The 15,813-nt window shown below is 59.8% G+C and carries 14 protein-coding genes; 3 read left to right on the forward strand and 11 right to left on the reverse strand.

Annotated features, from left to right (window positions below):
• The first annotated feature begins 174 nt into the window (after positions 1-174).
• Positions 175-732: an outer membrane protein gene (locus tag ACMC5O_RS11145; RefSeq protein ID WP_187708724.1), complete on the forward strand. Its 558-nt coding sequence runs from the start codon at positions 175-177 to the stop codon at positions 730-732.
• Positions 733-988: 256 nt separating this feature from the next.
• On the opposite strand, the gene ACMC5O_RS11150 is transcribed toward ACMC5O_RS11145, so the two are convergent.
• The 4 genes from ACMC5O_RS11150 to ACMC5O_RS11165 form a co-directional block, all read right to left on the reverse strand.
• Positions 989-2,269 carry an APC family permease gene (locus ACMC5O_RS11150; RefSeq protein WP_426692862.1) on the reverse strand — a complete coding sequence of 427 codons (1,281 nt, stop codon included), beginning with the start codon at positions 2,267-2,269 and terminating at the stop codon, positions 989-991.
• Between the two features lie 120 nt (positions 2,270-2,389).
• On the reverse strand, positions 2,390-3,094 hold the full coding sequence (locus ACMC5O_RS11155; protein WP_426692863.1) for a hypothetical protein: 705 nt from the start codon (positions 3,092-3,094) through the stop codon (positions 2,390-2,392).
• 129 nt (positions 3,095-3,223) lie between these two features.
• On the reverse strand, positions 3,224-3,973 hold the full coding sequence (locus ACMC5O_RS11160; protein ID WP_187708721.1) for a hypothetical protein: 750 nt from the start codon (positions 3,971-3,973) through the stop codon (positions 3,224-3,226).
• Between the two features lie 160 nt (positions 3,974-4,133).
• The gene (locus ACMC5O_RS11165; protein ID WP_187709799.1) at positions 4,134-4,595 is read right to left on the reverse strand and encodes a RidA family protein; all 462 of its coding nucleotides are present in this window, start codon (positions 4,593-4,595) and stop codon (positions 4,134-4,136) included.
• Positions 4,596-4,872: 277 nt separating this feature from the next.
• Here ACMC5O_RS11165 and ACMC5O_RS11170 point away from each other — a divergent pair, with 277 nt between their 5' ends.
• Complete coding sequence (locus ACMC5O_RS11170) at positions 4,873-5,718, forward strand: MBL fold metallo-hydrolase (RefSeq protein WP_426692864.1); 846 nt, start codon at positions 4,873-4,875, stop codon at positions 5,716-5,718.
• Between the two features lie 69 nt (positions 5,719-5,787).
• Here the strand turns inward: ACMC5O_RS11170 and ACMC5O_RS11175 are convergent, their stop codons facing one another.
• The 3 genes from ACMC5O_RS11175 to ACMC5O_RS11185 all read right to left on the reverse strand — a co-directional run bounded on the left by ACMC5O_RS11175 (position 5,788) and on the right by ACMC5O_RS11185 (position 9,271).
• A complete protein-coding gene (locus tag ACMC5O_RS11175) occupies positions 5,788-7,122 on the reverse strand; it encodes a surface lipoprotein assembly modifier (protein WP_426692865.1) in 1,335 nt (444 codons plus the stop codon).
• A 12-nt stretch (positions 7,123-7,134) separates the two neighbouring features.
• Positions 7,135-8,139 (reverse strand): transferrin-binding protein-like solute binding protein, encoded by a 1,005-nt coding sequence (locus ACMC5O_RS11180; protein ID WP_187708717.1) that lies wholly within the window; start codon positions 8,137-8,139, stop codon positions 7,135-7,137.
• 256 nt (positions 8,140-8,395) lie between these two features.
• Complete coding sequence (locus tag ACMC5O_RS11185; protein ID WP_222949866.1) at positions 8,396-9,271, reverse strand: hypothetical protein; 876 nt, start codon at positions 9,269-9,271, stop codon at positions 8,396-8,398.
• A gap of 167 nt (positions 9,272-9,438) precedes the next feature.
• Here ACMC5O_RS11185 and ACMC5O_RS11190 point away from each other — a divergent pair, with 167 nt between their 5' ends.
• The gene (locus ACMC5O_RS11190) at positions 9,439-11,376 is read left to right on the forward strand and encodes a winged helix-turn-helix domain-containing protein (RefSeq protein WP_426692866.1); all 1,938 of its coding nucleotides are present in this window, start codon (positions 9,439-9,441) and stop codon (positions 11,374-11,376) included.
• On the opposite strand, the gene ACMC5O_RS11195 is transcribed toward ACMC5O_RS11190, so the two are convergent.
• From ACMC5O_RS11195 to ACMC5O_RS11210, 4 genes are all read right to left on the reverse strand, one after another.
• Entirely contained in the window at positions 11,373-14,423 is a 3,051-nt protein-coding gene (locus ACMC5O_RS11195) for a TonB-dependent receptor domain-containing protein (RefSeq protein ID WP_426692867.1), read from the reverse strand. The genes ACMC5O_RS11190 and ACMC5O_RS11195 overlap by 4 nt on opposite strands.
• 206 nt (positions 14,424-14,629) lie before the next feature.
• On the reverse strand, positions 14,630-14,968 hold the full coding sequence (locus tag ACMC5O_RS11200; RefSeq protein ID WP_187708712.1) for an immunity protein Imm33 domain-containing protein: 339 nt from the start codon (positions 14,966-14,968) through the stop codon (positions 14,630-14,632).
• A gap of 64 nt (positions 14,969-15,032) precedes the next feature.
• Entirely contained in the window at positions 15,033-15,479 is a 447-nt protein-coding gene (locus tag ACMC5O_RS11205; protein WP_222949865.1) for a hypothetical protein, read from the reverse strand.
• Positions 15,480-15,552: 73 nt separating this feature from the next.
• Positions 15,553-15,771 (reverse strand): hypothetical protein, encoded by a 219-nt coding sequence (locus ACMC5O_RS11210; protein WP_187708711.1) that lies wholly within the window; start codon positions 15,769-15,771, stop codon positions 15,553-15,555.
• Positions 15,772-15,813 lie beyond the last annotated feature (42 nt).

The raw sequence follows: 15,813 nt of genomic DNA on the forward strand, positions 1-15,813 counted from the left end.
TCTCCTTGCGCGATCACCGAATTGTTCCGTTGAGGTAACGAGCTTAGCAGGCCGCTCGCAACCCAGCAATCGGGCTCTGCGTCGATCATTCGGTTGGGCTCTAGGCGCCCCCACAGGAAGCGCGCTTTGGACTTTGGAGATGAAATGAGAGTTCTTGTACCTTGCGTTCTTGCAATGAGCGCATTTGCATCAACGCCGGCCGCCGCAGCTGATCTGGCAGGTCCGCGGGTTGAGGCGCACGTCGGATGGGAACGTGTCCGCGTTCCGGGTCCGGAGCGCGACTTCAAAACGAAGAAGGCTGATCTGCTCTTCGGCCTCGGGCTCGGCTACGATCTTGCGCTGGGTAAAGGGGTCAACGCCGGGTTGGAGGTCAACCTGGAGCGGTCGCGTGCTGAGGCTGACATCGAAGAAGGAGGCACCCGCCTGAACACTGAGTTCAAGAGGGATGCCGATGTCTCTGCCCGGGTCGGCGCAGTCGTTGCCCCTGGAGTGCTGCTCTATGGCAAGGTCGGCTATGCTAACGCGAGGGTGCGCCAGACCCTCACCGTAACAGGCACCGCCGGGACAACAACGTCGAAGGATACTCGCGATCTCAGCGGCGTCCGAGCCGGCGCAGGTGTCGAGATGTCAATTGGCCAAGGCGTGTATGCCAAGGCCGAATACCGGTTCTCCGACTACGAGAAGGACGTTCGCCGCCATCAGATCGTGACCGGAGTCGGCGTTCGGTTTTGAGATGGCTGGCGATTGGCCATTCTGCCGGTTGGTGCAACACAATGTCGAACCCTGCCTGTTGGCTGCGATGGCGCTCGTGGTGCTCCTTACCGGCGGGGTACTGTTTGCACTGTGCGCACTCTGACGAGCAAAACGCGAGCCTCGGTTGTCGCAAGCGACCGGGGCTCGCAGGACTGTTCGAAGCAAAGCTTCGGCTCCGGATACTCCTATCGACCCATCAGTCCGCAGCGGGTCGAAGGCGGACATTACGCACTTTCTAGAATGCTTGTGCGAGGCGCCTTGATCGGGTGACGCGCGTCGCGGTTCTCACGGTTAGCCCTGTCGCGATCAGTAGCAGCCCCCACAAATTTGCTTCCAAGCCTGCACCGTAAAACGCAAACAGGACGAAGGCGACGCCGACCACGACCAGGATGCGGCTAGCCGCGCCCTTCGTGCTGCGTAGCGCGGCCGCCGTGCCGATCAGATAGAGGTATAGATTGCCTACGAGCGCGAGGCGGATGATGAATGTGAACAGGTTCGCCGTGTCCCGACTGGAGTTGAGAAAGATCAATCCAATCCCAAGTGCGGCCGACAGGCACTGAGCATAGACCGGCGTGCCATCCTTTCGAGTATGCGCGAACAACTTCGGCAGATCGCCTTTTAAGGCCATGGCATAGGTAAGCTCGCCGCACGCGAGAATGCCGGCGTTCAGACAACCGAACGCGCTTACCGCGACGCAGAATGCGGCAGCTTGCACGGCCGTCTCGCCCCACTCGCTGGCGAGCGCGTCGGCGAACGGCGCAGGAGAAGACGAGACAGCGCTAGAAGAGAGAAGCAAGGAAACGGAGGTGCTCGACAACAAGTAGAGAAGAGCAACAAAGGTCGTGCCGAGCAGCATCGCGAGCGGAACAATGCGTTTGGCATTCCCGATCTTGTCGACGGGCGCGGTCGCGTTTTCGAAGCCGGTGATAGCGAATAGCGTCAGCGCTGCCGCCGTCGCGATATTGTCGAGCGAGATGGGGCTTGCGGCCATCGGCTGAAGCGGCTCGCCACGTCCCACATGCAACAGCACGATCAGAATGACGGCAAACAGCGGAATGATCTTGATCGCGGTGGTCAGCACCTGCATCCGTCCGGCTGCCCGAATGCCGAGGGCGTTGACAGCGGTAAGTATGATCACGAACGCGACAGCTAGCGGAGTTATGAAGGCGTCAATCTGAGGATCTATGCGCGAAAGTGCGGCGCTTGCAGCAAGAGCGAGAAGCGGGCCGGACGTCCACGCACCACACCAAAATCCCCAAGCCGCGATGAAGGCTGGGATCGCGCCAAACTTCTCGGCGATATGTGCCTGAATGCCATGCCCGCCGCGCGCGAGCTTCGCCAACGCAAATGCCAGGCAAAGAGCACCCGATCCGCTTACGATCCATCCAATTGCGGCGTTCCAGCCTAGCGGCGCCAACGACACTGGAAGAACGAAAATGCCTGCGCCGATGATCGATCCGACGACAATCGAAAACATGGTTGGCAGCCCAACGGTCTGCCCCGCATCTTTGCCCATGCGACCGGCCCCCTGCGCAGACGTTATCGCAGCTGGCAGGTATTTCCTACAGTTCCCAATGGGTGGAAAGCAGACGCTAGGAATGGGGCAGAAACCACACGTGACGTTGATCGCCGCGCATTAATGGGCCGCCAACGGCGGATCGAGCCTGCCGCTATTCCAGATCGCGGCACATGTTCTTGCCGGGCCATAACTTGGCTCGTTGTGATTTAGCGGCACAATTTTCATCTTCGCCAAGACGGCGTCTGAGTCCCTCGAAACCACTTCCATAGCCCGTAGCTGCGCTTTGATATCCGCTGCCGCCAGGCGCGCCTCGGTGCGGTCGCTGGCCGTCACGCTTCCATACTCGGGATCGATCACCATCAACCTGCCCCATCTCGAAATGATTGCCGCGATCACGCTTGATGAGTTGGCCGTATTTTCAGCAATCCAGTTCAGGCGATTCTTTTCTTCCACACCATATCGTCGGGCAATAAGGTCCAGGATCTCCGTTGTCGGCGCAGTGAGGGCCGGGGTAGGAAAGCGCGGCCGACGCAGAGCGCCGGCCCCCAGTGCTGTTCCCGTCATGACCTCCGACATTCGACTGTCGAGACACGGCACGGCGGCAGCCCAGCTTCGAAATCCGGAGTGCGCAGACGCCAATTCGTAGCGAATGCGTGAGCGCTCGGACTCCATTCTTGCGAGGTCGGATCGAGTTTGAACGTAACCCGCCAGCGCCTGGGCGATCAGAACGCCGGCAACAACGACAAAGAGCTCGAACGCAAACAGGCGTGCGGTGGTTCTGCCCTCCCGTCCCTGCCACCAGTGACGGACGGCTCTAAACATGCGCTAGGCCAGCATCCCGCTGGTTGTCAGCCTCGCTGAAATGAAAATGCATACAGCCCCCCGGTTCGCAGGGGAGGCTAACAGAAGCGCTAATGTCCGCAATGGGTCGGAAGCTGACAGTTGCGAACCCTAATTAGGTACGGGTCGCATCGCTTGAGTGAAGGGGCGCAAGGGCAACCTATGCTTCTTGCAGAACTGGTATGTACCGTAGCGCTGCGTCACGGCCACCGCGTCTTGAGCAGGAGGAAGCATGCCGACGCGCGTGACGTAGTCGATCACCTGACCATTGATAAGGTCGAGATATTCCAACCGGCCTCTTAGCTGCTCGATGTCCTTGACGATCAAGTATCGGACCGTCGGATCGAGCGGTAAAGGATGCGTCAGGGCGACCAAGCCAGGCTCGATAGTATTCATTGCCGAAAGCAACTCAGCCATTTCGGGAAGCTGGCCATAGTGACCAGCCAACAGTCGCCGCGTCGGTTGATCAAGGCTGCGGACGGTACCGTCGTCCACCGCCGCCACCCACGCGTCGTTAGGATAAACCTTACTTGGCAAACGCAAAACGTAGTGAAAGCTTTCCTCACTGTAGACGGGCGCGGGTTCCAGCACGGAACGGCTGGACAACACGCGGTTCCGTAATTGGTCGAGCTGAGCTTGGAGACACGGATAGACGGCGCGAAATTCGACCGCGTAGCCGTAATGCTCCTGCAGTTCGGCGCGCAAAGCCCGTTTGGTTGCGCCGACCTTGCTGCTCCAGCTCAGGTTCTCTGCCCACTGCTGCGCGGCAAGGGCGATGACCACTCCAAGCGTGACGATCCCCAACTCCCACCCGACCGCGTTCCAGCCGTGCGGCGGCTTGAGCTTCAATAGCCTGAACATGGGCAGTCCCCTCGCAATCAATTTAACCGCTTTGCCTGCCTCGATGAATGAAAAGTCCTATTATCTGCCATGGGTCGAAAGCAGCCACTGCATCGCTAGCAGCAGGCATGGGTCGAAGGCTGTTATTGCGCCAATGTCCGGAATGAATGGAAAGCAGAAGTTAGCTCCGGTCTGACCTCTTTCCCGCGTAAGCCCAGCATTCGAGTTCAATCAAAGCGCCGCCGGCCAAACCATTCGCGCCGATGGCGCTGCGCGCTGGCAGCTGGCCTGATGGGAAATAGGGAACGTAGATCGCGTTGAATGCGGACCATTTGCTCATGTCCGAAAGCATCACGGTGCATTTGACGACGTCGCCGAAGCCGAGGCCTCGCTCCTTTAGCACAGCCCCGACGTTTTCCATCGACTGTCGAGCTTGAGCCTCGAACCCGTCCTTCAGTTGCCCGTCAACGTCCCCCGTCTGTCCTGACAGATAGAGCATGTCTCCAACTCTGACGGCGTTCGCATATGGAGCGGGCTGACCGCCCGCGGCAGGTGCAGGAAAATATTCTACGGCGGCCCTGTCGGGCGGCGCCAGCCCCGCACTCGCCATCAAAATCAGAACAGCTGCTGTTATACTTTGCATCGGACAATCTCCTGCCTCGCTGTGCAGCAAGTTTCCCGCAAGGCATGAGAGTCCGCAATGGGTCGAAACCTGACACTTCGTCGTTGCTAACGAAACGACCTGCACGTGTGACCAGCTGAGACAGTTCTGATAGGTATGCATCAACCTGCTGGAGGTTGTGATGCGACTTCGAGCGCCCCTGTTCGCGGCCATGATGATGTTTGTCGGACCTGCGCCCACGCAGCCTTCCGCAAGCTCTGTAACAAACCCAATTTCGCCGAGCTCGATCACACAAATCGTGCTGCTGGGCACTGGCAATCCCCCAGCCGATCCGGATCGATCGGGTCCGGCAACAGCCATTGTCGTCAACGGGACGCCCTACCTTATCGATATGGGCGCGGGGGTTGTCCGACGCGCGAAATCCGCGGTCGTCGAAAAAGGCGTCGTCGGGCTCGATCCCCTCAAGCTTCGTGTCGTCTTTGTGACGCATCTGCATTCCGACCACACCGTGGGTTTCCCCGACTTGTGGCTGACACCCTGGGTGTTGGGCCGCCGGTTCCCCCTAGAGGTTTACGGCCCAACCGGACTGAGCGCGATGACCCGTCATCTCATGGAAGCCTATCGGGTAGACTTCGAAGTGAGGACGAAGGATCGAAAGGTCTACGGGGGACGGACAGTCGCTCAAGCTCACCAGGTGAACGCGCACGAGATCAAGGCAGGCGTGGTTTATCGGGACGCCAATATCACAGTGACTGCATTTCGAACCAACCACGGCATGCCTAGCTTCGGCTATCGTTTCGATACGCCTGATCGAAGTATTGTCATTTCTGGCGATACAACGCCGACGCATGCAACCATCGATGCTTGCCATGGATGCGACGTCCTCATTCACGAGGTGCTGACACGGGAATGGTTGGCAAAGCGCCCAGATTTCGTCCGCTATGCGGGGGACCATCACACGACCACTACTCAGCTCGTCGACCTGGCGAACAAGGCAAGGCCGCGCCTGTTGATCCTGTACCATGGCTCGATTTCGCTTCGTCCGAATGTGGATTCGGAACGGTCGAGTCCGACGACTGTGCTCCGGGAGATGTCCGCTTATTCCGGGCAGGTCGTCGTGGGCCGCGACCTGGACGTTTACTGACCTCTCATCGTTGATGGCGGGCGCCTAATGGCAGGAATGGGTCGAAAGCAGACGTTCGCAAGGCTGGTTTCAGAAGGCCTTCATCAGGCGCACCTCCCCCCTTAATCGGCGCTCATCATACAGTGGGAGCGCCGAGGAGTTGCGCGTAGCGGTCACGCTGACTGAGGGAGCGAAGCCTTCCACGTTCCAGTCGCGCTTGTAGATGCTGAGGGAGCCTTCAAGAAGCAAGTCCTGCCGCCGCTTGGCGAACGGCGCCAGCGGACCGTCGTTGATCTGGCGGGCCAGATCGATGCGGATTTGCGGGCGCAGGCCCCAGCCGATTTCCTTGATTGCCCCGAATCCGATCCGGCCGCGCCAGTAGGCCTGCCCCCGATCCGCTGCAGTGCCGCGCTCGATCGTAGCGTCGGCGAAGCCGAGAGTTGTGAGACCAAGCGGCCGACTAGCCGATGCGCGCGCCTCGAGAGACCATCCATCGACGTCGCCCCGCTGAGCATAGTCATTGTGGCGGACGATCAGCGTCCCGCCGATATTCCAGCCGCCTCCAACGATCTTCTCGTAATCGGCGCGCGCCCCCAAGCTCGAGACCAGTGAATGCCCGCCGTACCAACGCTTCAGAACCGTCGCCGTCGTGCGCAATCGCCCGCCCGCCACCGCAAACTCCGGTCCGGCTTCCAGCCCGGCATAAGCGTCATCGAAACGATGATCCTTGTACCGGATCCATCGTCCATAGGCGCCTATGTAGATTGGAACTTGGCCAAAGCGGCTCAGCCGGATTGAAGCGTCACCACCGACGAAGCGGCCGGTGCCCGATCGGGCACGGGCATCCGGATCGAGCCGAAACGGCAGTCCGTAGATATTGACCGACTCCTTTTCGGTCGCGGAATTGATGTTGCTGTCAGGGGCGAACCCGAAATCGACGTTCAAGCGCCACGAACGCCGCGCCCGGATCGCCTGGCGGAAGTTCGCGATATTGCGCCGAACTTGTGATGACGTCTGCTCGGCAGCAGCAAGGCTGAATTGATAGTCCGCCTGCTCGTCCTTCTTCTCCATGTAGAGGGTCCGGGCTAGCTCGAGCCGAACGCGCAGCAGCTTCGGGTCCCGATCGAGGATCCGACGGAACATCGCTTCGGCGCGCCGATAGTCCTTGCCCGAATAGCTGATCATTCCATCGAGGAAGTCCCGCTCCAGTCCCCCGTGGCCCGCACCGGCCAGCCCGTCGACCACCGCTCGGGCGGCGGCGAGCTGGCCGGCGGCGAGCAACCTGGCTGCCTGTGCGAGTGCTGGACCCGACGGATCGTTAGCACTCATTGTCGGCGCCGAAGCCTCGGCTCGTGACGGCGTGGGGAGCGTGCCGCACCCGAGCGTCAGTCCAAACAGGAGGCCCGTGTAGGTCACTCGTGCCATGAGAGCCCCCGCTCATGGACCTCGTTGTCTGCCAACGAAGGCGTCCTGCATCAGCAGGGTTCCTCCAGCCCGGTCGATGGAGAACACGCCTCCGACCTGTTGTGCCTGCGGGCCGAAGAAGGCGCCGTTCATGGCGCCTGTGACGGGCTCACTCACCGGCGTCTCCACCGCATTGTTGTACGAATAGTTGGCCGACCCGGTCAGCGGGATGTCGAACAGTCCGTTGTTGGAGAACGCCGCGGCCCCGCTGACGTGGATCCCCAATATTGGATCTGCGGAAACGGGCCTCGTCGGATCGTACCTGTAATCCTGTTCGATCAGCGCAGACATCGTGCGCTGCCCGAAATCGGCCGTCAGCGTGAACGGGATTCCCGCCGTTCCCTCGCTCGAAAGAAGAACCAGTGAACGGGCATCGTAGACTGCCGTGCCCGAGACAGGGATACCTGTGGCTGGCGTCCGGTCTCCATTGACGAACAGCAGGTCTCCGAAGTCGCCGGCGGCTGTGCCGTTAAGGTCGACAACCCGCCACGACCATTCGCCCATCGAGACGTAGGAAAGGCCGATGTCGTAGAGAAGAGTGGTCGCCAGGCTATTGCCATCGGCCAGCGGCTGCGTTCGCGTCGAAACGCCGTGCGTGTAATCGTAATTGACCCGAAGCGTCCTGGTCCCGTCAGGAGCGACCTCGAATTCCTGGAGGTTTTGGCCGAAGTATTGCGCGTAGTCTCCGTAAGGGTTGTCGTACCGATAATTCGGTCCGCCATAGTTGAAATCCCAGGAATCGACATCGCCCGAGACTCCGATCGATGTCAGTCCTCCGGGCAAAAGCCCAACGGGCGCTTTGAGCAAGTAATTGAATGGATCGTCATCGAAATACCGATTCACGTTGATGGTGAATTCGCCGGGCGCAACGGTCCGATATGAGGTAGCGCTGCCGTCACCCGGCGTGAGCGTGAGCCTGCCGATTACCCCATAGTCGCCTTCGCGCGTGCCGACGGTGTCCAGCAGGCTAGTTTGCACCTCAATCGTTCCAGCAGGCGTTGGTGTAGGCGTCGGAATTGGCGGGGGCGGCGTGCTCGCTATGCGAGACCCGCCTCCGCCGCCACAGGCCGAAAGCGCCGCGCAAAGTGGTAGAACGACAGTGCTTGCGAACGAAATTCGCCGATCCAAGCCGCGAGTGTGGCGAAACATGGCTGTTTTCCTTTCACAAAGTAATGCCTCGAAGCTGCCGTGCCCGTTCGGCGGGGGGGAGAGCCCGCCGAACGGAGGACGGCGGTCAACCGCCGACGGTCGTGTAGATCCGGAACTCGCGCACACGGACGGAAGCGGTCTGGCCGGGCGCATTCGAGTTCACCGCAATTCCTGGGCCCACGTTCGTGATCGTTGGCCCGCTATCCGCGTGGAAATCCTTAAGGGTGAAGGACAGGGAAAAGACCTGGTCTATGACCATGAGCTTCGCTGTTCCCGTGCCCAGCTTCCGGTCAATCGTTAGCTCGATCGTGAAGGGCTGCGGGTCCGTCGTGGAATAGATCGCGTCCTTGACTGCCTGCGGCAGGACCGTGTTCGTCGGCTCCACCGACCCGAATGGAACCTGGAATCTCACCAGCTGGTTCGGCCGTGCATTGACGGTCACGAAAACCCTGGGTTCGAGAGGAAGGTCGTCCTTGCCGCCTATCCTGGCTCCCACACCGATCGCAAAGCCCCCCGTGGTGGCATAGGGTCCGACAGGAGCAATGAACGTCGCCCTAAGGCGCACAACCGATCCAGGACCGAAATTGACCGGCGCAAAGATGCTCTCGGCAGGAATATCGTCAGGTGATAGACCGAGCGGTCGGTGGATGCTGACCACAATTTCGCCTGGCGCGGCAGAAACAGTCGGGTTCGAGCCCGGGATCAGTGGGTCGCCCGGCACCATCGGGCCGACGTTCATCTTGTCGACGGAGGGCTCGAGTGAGCCGTTCGGGAAGCTTGCTAGATAGGCAAGCTGGAGCTCATTCGAAACGGGAGCGGTGCTCGGAATGCCGCGAATGATTACGGGATTGAAGCCGGGCTTCGCATCCGCATGAGTTGCAAGGGCCAGCGTAACGACTGCCGTGCACACACCAGCGCGCGCCAAGATCTTTTGAATCAGTTGAACTGTTCTGCTCGACATGACGGCGTTCCTTTCAGCGAAAAGGCAAAAGACATTCGCAAGCTTACCTAAGTCGCTGAAATTCATGGCCCGATCTCTGCCTGATTTCGCCTGATCTTCGTCCGACTTCGTCGCTGTCGCGCGCCATGTTATGACGTGACCGCTCGGGAAAGCTGGCTGGGGACCGGATGTACGAGTTGACTGAAGACTGGGTGCACGGCATCGACCTGGCACAGGAGGCGGGTTTCGATCTGGGACCGCTCCGCGTTTGGCCCGCCCGTTGCGAAGTCGAATGGAACGGCGACTTTCAAACGCTCCAGCGGCGAGTGATGCAGGTTCTCGTTGTGCTCGCCAAGGCGCGCGGCTCCGTTGTTTCCCAGAACGATCTTGTGATCCGCTGCTGGCGTGGACTGGCGGTCAGCGACGACGCGATCTACCGCTGCATTAGCCAACTCCGCAAACTCGCTGCGGGCTATCCGGAAGCTCCCTACGCGATCGAGGCAATTCCAGGCGTAGGCTATCGCCTCACTTCATCGAGCCTTGGCAAAGATGACCCTGCGGTCGCGCCCACTCGGCGGCAGCGGCGTTTCGCATTTTGGCCCTGGGTGGCCGCGACGGTGGTTGCAACCCTGATCATCCTGGCCGGGGCTTTTTGGATCGTCCGTGGCCGTGTCTCTGACGACCATCTTCCTGATCGCGTCGCGGTGCAACTCTTCGATACTCTGAGCAATTCCGAAGACGCTCGGTCCCTGGCGCGGAGAATTCCTAACGAGGTCGTGAACGAGCTTGGCGATAGCCAAATAGAGACCGTGCTGGCCGGCAATGGGGCTCCCGGCTCCGCGAGCCCATTGCCGGGCTTGGTCGTGACGGGACTTGTAAGGGACGATGCATCCAATCTGATTGTCGATGTTCGGATCGAGGATGGCAGGAGTCATGCCGCTTTATGGTCGCTGGAATTCAAACGAAACCGGGGCGAAGCATCGGGCCTGCCGATGGAAGTTGCGGCCCGCGTTGCCGACGTCGTCAACATCGCCATTTTCGCGCGAAACGCGAACCCGCCTCTAACCGACAATTCCGCCTTATCGGCGCTGCTCCAGACCAACGATATGATCCGTGAATCACAAAGTGACTGGGCCCAGATGATCGAGCGCGCGCAAGGCGTTGTCGCGCGTCATCCGGAATTTGCCTTCGGTCATGACGTCCTGGCTGTAGCCTACGCCACCGCTTCCGAACGTATCGATATTCCCGATCGCGCCGAGGCAATGAAGGAGGCGGCCCGCCACGAGGCAAAGCTGACCCTCAAACTCGATCCCGCGGATGCCGGTGCGTATGTAGTTCTATCGTGGATGGAACCGAGCTACCGCGGGCGGGAGGCCTGGTTGCTGCGCGGCATGAAATACGGAAGGCACCCTAAGGGCCCGGTTGGCGCATTATATTCATACGAGTCCTGGTTGCTGAGCGATGTCGGGCGCCTTCGCGAAGCCCTTTCCTCCCAATTGGTCGCTCATGCTAACGATGAATGGGGCGCCCCAAAAACGGCTCAGCTTGCTCGCGCATATGCCAACATAGGGAACCTGCCCGCAGCCAGAGCCTGGATTCAGAAGGGCGTTCAGCTCTGGCCTAACCATTCGGGCATCCGGCGGTATCAGCGGCACATTGCCGGCTTCTACGAGCAGCCGTCTGAGGCCCTGGCGACCTTTAATTCAATGGATGCGCAGGCGCCTTCGGGCAAAGACGAGAATCAGATCTGGCGGAGCTTCGTCAAAGCTAAGGCGGCACATTCCGAGCAATTGACGGCGGAAACCACTCTTCAGATTCGCGAGGCTGCCGACCAGGAGAAAATCTCTCGCGAGAATGAAATCTTGATGTTGGCGGCGCTTGGAGAAACCAGGCAGGCGCTGGAGGCGGCAAATTCCACTCTCAATAAACGACGATTTGAGTCCTGGGTCCTATTCGCGCCGGTTACTCGGAACCTGCGGCAGAACCCAGGTTTCGTCGATCTCGCCGCCCGCATGGGCCTGATCGAATATTGGCGCGAGACCGGCAAACGACCCGACTTCTGCACCAGTCCGCCGACACGAAGCGAATGCACACCCCAATTGTTGGCTGCGATAAAGTCCAACTAAGGTTTCAGAGTGACGGCCACGCTGGCGAAGATGTAGCGGCCGAGCGGATCATACCATGTGGGGTAGGTGTTGGCATTGTAGGGTCCGTCACCAGCCGCCGTGTTGCCGACGACCAACGGCGGTTGGCGGTCCAGCACGTTGTTGACGCCCAGCCGCAGTTCGAACTCATTGCGAAGCCTGAAGACTGTTGCGACGTCGAAATAATCTTGCGCCCGAAGCCTCGTGTAGGCAGGACTGACCGCATCCGTCAGGTCAAACTTGGGATCGGTGGCGGCGAGCTTTACGCCCCCCACGTGCCGCCACTTAAGCGACACGGTTATTCCATACGGCGCATTCCAGGTAGCTCGAGCCGTATGCTTCCAGCGCGGCTGCATGACGCATGGAGCGCCGAACAAGCCCGCGCAATCGTACGGCTCAGAAAGACCGCCATTGTCCACGATCCAGCGCAAAACGTAGCCGCCGCGAAATTCGACGTTTGCCGAACCCAGGCGACCGAGCGGCAAGAAATAGTCCGCGCTTCCATCAATTCCGCGAACTTTGAGGCTTCCGAGATTTGCAAGGCGATTGTCGACATAACCGCCACCCAGCCAGAGCGAGCCATTCGGATCGCGATGGATCCGGCTGCAGAAAATCGGACTTCCGCTGGCAATGCAGCTGTCGAGGATCGACTGCGCGCCGATATTGGAGATGGCGCTCGTCAGTTTGATGTCCCACCAATCGATCGTTGCGTTGAAATCGGGCAGAATTCGGGGCTGCAGGACGAGGCCGATCGTGTTGGTGGTCGCGGTTTCGGGTTGGAGATCTTCGTTGCCGCCAATGATCGCATTGTAATCGAAGAGCCCGTTTGCATTGGCGATTTGACCGTATTGCGCCGCGGTCACTCCGGTCAGGGCGCACTGCACTTCCGACGCCGCGGGAGTAGCGCCGGCGCAGGGATCGCGAAGAAAAGAGGTGGGTTGCGACGGAGCGAAAAGCTCTTGAGCATTCGGCGCACGGTTCGCTCCCTGCCGGCTCGCGCGAAACCGCAACCCTCTGACGGCTGTAAGATCGAGTGCCAGTTTGTAGGTTTCGCTGGAGGAACTGCTTCGAGAGTTCCTGTACCAGGATTTGCGAAATCCTCCTTCGAAAGCGAGGCGTTGCACCACCTTGTCGGTGAGCAACGGAATGCGCGCCTCGCCGAAGATCTCTTTTGTGTCGATTGAACCGTGAATGGGAAAAAAGCGCTCGCCGAGACCGGCAACGTCGCCGGCCTGAGTGAATGCATCGGGATCGAAATCGACAGTATCTTTCCGAAATTCTGCGCCGACGTTGATTGCCGAGCCTTCATCGGACCATGGACTGCCAATCCCCCAACGGTCGAGTTGAACGGTGGCATTCACGTTTCCAACCTGCTCCCGGAACCACCCGGTCATTGAGGGTGGAATGGACAGGTAAGCAGTGGCCTGAGCGGTCACCCCTCCGGTTGTGAAAACATCCCAAGGCACGCAATCCGCGTCCGCGTCGGGCGCCGACGAACCGAGTTCGCGCGCGATCAGAACCGAGCGGCAGATTGGCTGCTCCGTCGAAGGATCGGATATCACATCAAGCGCTTTGCCGAGGCGCGAGATCGACAGGTTGTTCAGATATTGCCGATCGAGACTGACGCGCCCGTAAAGATAGCTTGCGTCGTAACTGATGCCGCGCCCAAGGTCGCCCTTGAAACCTGCGAGCAATCGGACGCTTTTATGTTCAAGAACGTCCTGAAGCGAGCCGCCCTCGATATTGCGCCGGCCGATCAGGAGCCAGGCCCGCGAATATGTCGCGCCCGTCACGGGATCCACGAATGGGGTCGGCTGGCCGATGGTCTCCACCAGATTTCCATTGGCATCCAGCACGGCGATCTGACCGACGTAATTGCCAGTCCGGCAAATGAGCAATCGCTGCTGCTCGGAAAGCAGCGGATTGTCGCAATTGATTGTCTCGGTGTTGAAGAAGTCTCCGGATGGACCGACCTGCCAGGATGCCCGGTCCTTCATCGCCATGATTTCGGCGTAAGCCCGAAGCGCCTCTGAAACATCGAAATTCGCGAAGCCGCCGGCTGTGTATCTTTTGTCCGGCCATTGAATGAAATGCCAGGGCGCGTAATTGAATCTGGACAGGCCGGTTACGAACGTCCGGTCGGACGTAACCTGGTAAGCATTGCCCAGATTATCGAAATAGTTGCCGGGATAGGACACCCGGGGGCCGCCGCATTCCAGAAGGGACGTCAGTCTCTGATCGAACATCGTGGCTGTGATCGGACAAGAACCGTAGTCGCGCTGATCCTGCGTGACCGCTTTGAAATGACGGTACCCGCCGTAAATCGTGACGTGCGCACGATCGTCGAAGAAGCTACGCCCGAACGCGACCGACACATTCTCGCGTCGTCCGTCCCAGACGCTGCCTCTCGGGTAGGGAATATCTTTGGCATTCAGGAGCTCGCGCGCGAACTTGTCTCGGTTGTCATGCTGAAAATAACCGACCTGGCCGTCGACCTTTAGCCCTTCGAGCTTCGTGTCGAGGATGAAGTTGACGACGCCGGCTACGGCGTCCGACCCGTAAACGGCGGCCGCGCCACCCGTCAGCACCTCGACGCGTCCGATGAGCGATGTCGGGATGCTGTTGATGTCTGGTTCGGGATGCCGCGGATCGCCCGGCATGAGGCGATGCCCGTTGACCAGCACAAGCGTCCTGACCGAACCGATGCCTCGAAGATCGACGGTAGCGGTGCCCGTCGTGCCGGGGGGAGATAACAGACCCTGCGACGGATTGACTTGTGGAAGCTGGTTGAGGACCTCCTCCACGTTCGTCGCGCCCTGGAGCTTGATCTCGCCGGCCTCGATCAGCGTGACGGGGCTTACGGCTGTCAGGTCTGTGCGCGGTATGCGCGAACCGGTGATCACGATCGGAGTGTCTTCGAGGGGTGCGGGTACGCGCTCATCTTTTGGCGCTGCTGAGTGCTGAGCCTGGTCGGCTATGGCCGCAAAGGATCGCGAGCCGTTCGTCAGCACGACGGCGCACAGACTCACGTGCCAGAGAACGGCTGCTCGCAATCGCTGTCCCCCAGGCGACAATCGGGCCGAGCTCCCCGATGTACCTCGCCGAGATGAGTCGGAGACTACACTACTTTTTCAAACCGCAACAAAGCTGATGGCCGAAGTCATCATCGTTGTAATGTCTGCTTTGGGTCGAAAGCTGCTGCTACCATGACGGCAGAAATGGGTGGAAACTGACGTTACCGAACGTCCAGCAGATCGGCATCAAACCAGACATCTTCGTGACCCGCTGCCAACTGAAACCGCCAGCCAGCCGGTAGCCCGAGATAGGGAACCACGGCCGGTAGAACTTCGCCTAGATGGTCAACGTGAATGGGCTGAAAGAAGTCATCGGAGGTCGAAAGTTCGGGGCCACCCCAAATGTACCAGCCAGTGGTGTCAGCCGCCGGAGGATGACGAAGCCCGTTGAGCGGCTGAAGGCTTAGGGTATTCAACGCCAGGCCGACCTTATGAAGGGGCTCGCTCGTACGGCATTCGACCCCGAAGCGATCACAAACGGCGGCTTGAGAACCAGTCATAATGGGAAGGCTACGCTGAACTTCCGAATGCCCGCAATGGGTGGAAAGCGGCCATTAGATGCGTTTAGCGCGTCCGCTTTAAAGCGATCTCAAACTCTTCAGACGGCAAGTATGCCGCTTGGTTCTTCAATCCGTCCCCGTCATTGAAGCCAAATAGCCGCAAATATACCGCTCCGGCTTTGCGCTTTAGCGAGACGGAAACCTTGCCTGTTCCACCGGCACCGGTGTCGAGCGTGCCAGTTACGCGGTTGCTCGTGCAACGAAGATTGTCTCCCGACGCGTCGAAGTCGCCCGCCGTTTCACCAATAGCGACATAAGCAGTGCGACCCTCGATAATTACAGTCACCTGTTGTGAGTGGGCGAATGCGCTTTGTTGTTCGGGTATCTCTCCGCTGTATCTACCGTTCCAAGCCGCACATGTGTTTGCCGAGCCGCCCGGCATACCGGCACTTGCTGCGTTCGAAAGCGAAGCGCAGCACACGAGCGCGGCGGCTAGGATCCTGTGGGTCACATGGCCTCCTGACAGCAAGGCCAACCTTAGTTCGCGATCTAATGACCGCAATGGGTGGAAGGCGGACGTTAGCTCACCATCTGCTTCGGACGAAATGCCTAGCCGCGAAATAGAGTGCGACACCCGCGCCTATCACGACAAGTCCGGCGACGGTCGCATTGTGGGAGCATTCTGAAGCTTCGATCTGAGTTGTCCCGGCCCAGCAATCACCTTGAAGCGTCATAGCCAAGCCGGCCACAACGAGCACGATGGCCGAGTAGACGACTGTGACAAAGATCACGCCCCACTTCATCCTGCCAAACTATCAGTTACCCGGATGTCAGCAATGGGTCGG

The organism is Sphingomonas sediminicola, from assembly GCF_049991885.1.
Classification (GTDB): Bacteria; Pseudomonadota; Alphaproteobacteria; order Sphingomonadales; family Sphingomonadaceae; genus Sphingomicrobium; species Sphingomicrobium sediminicola.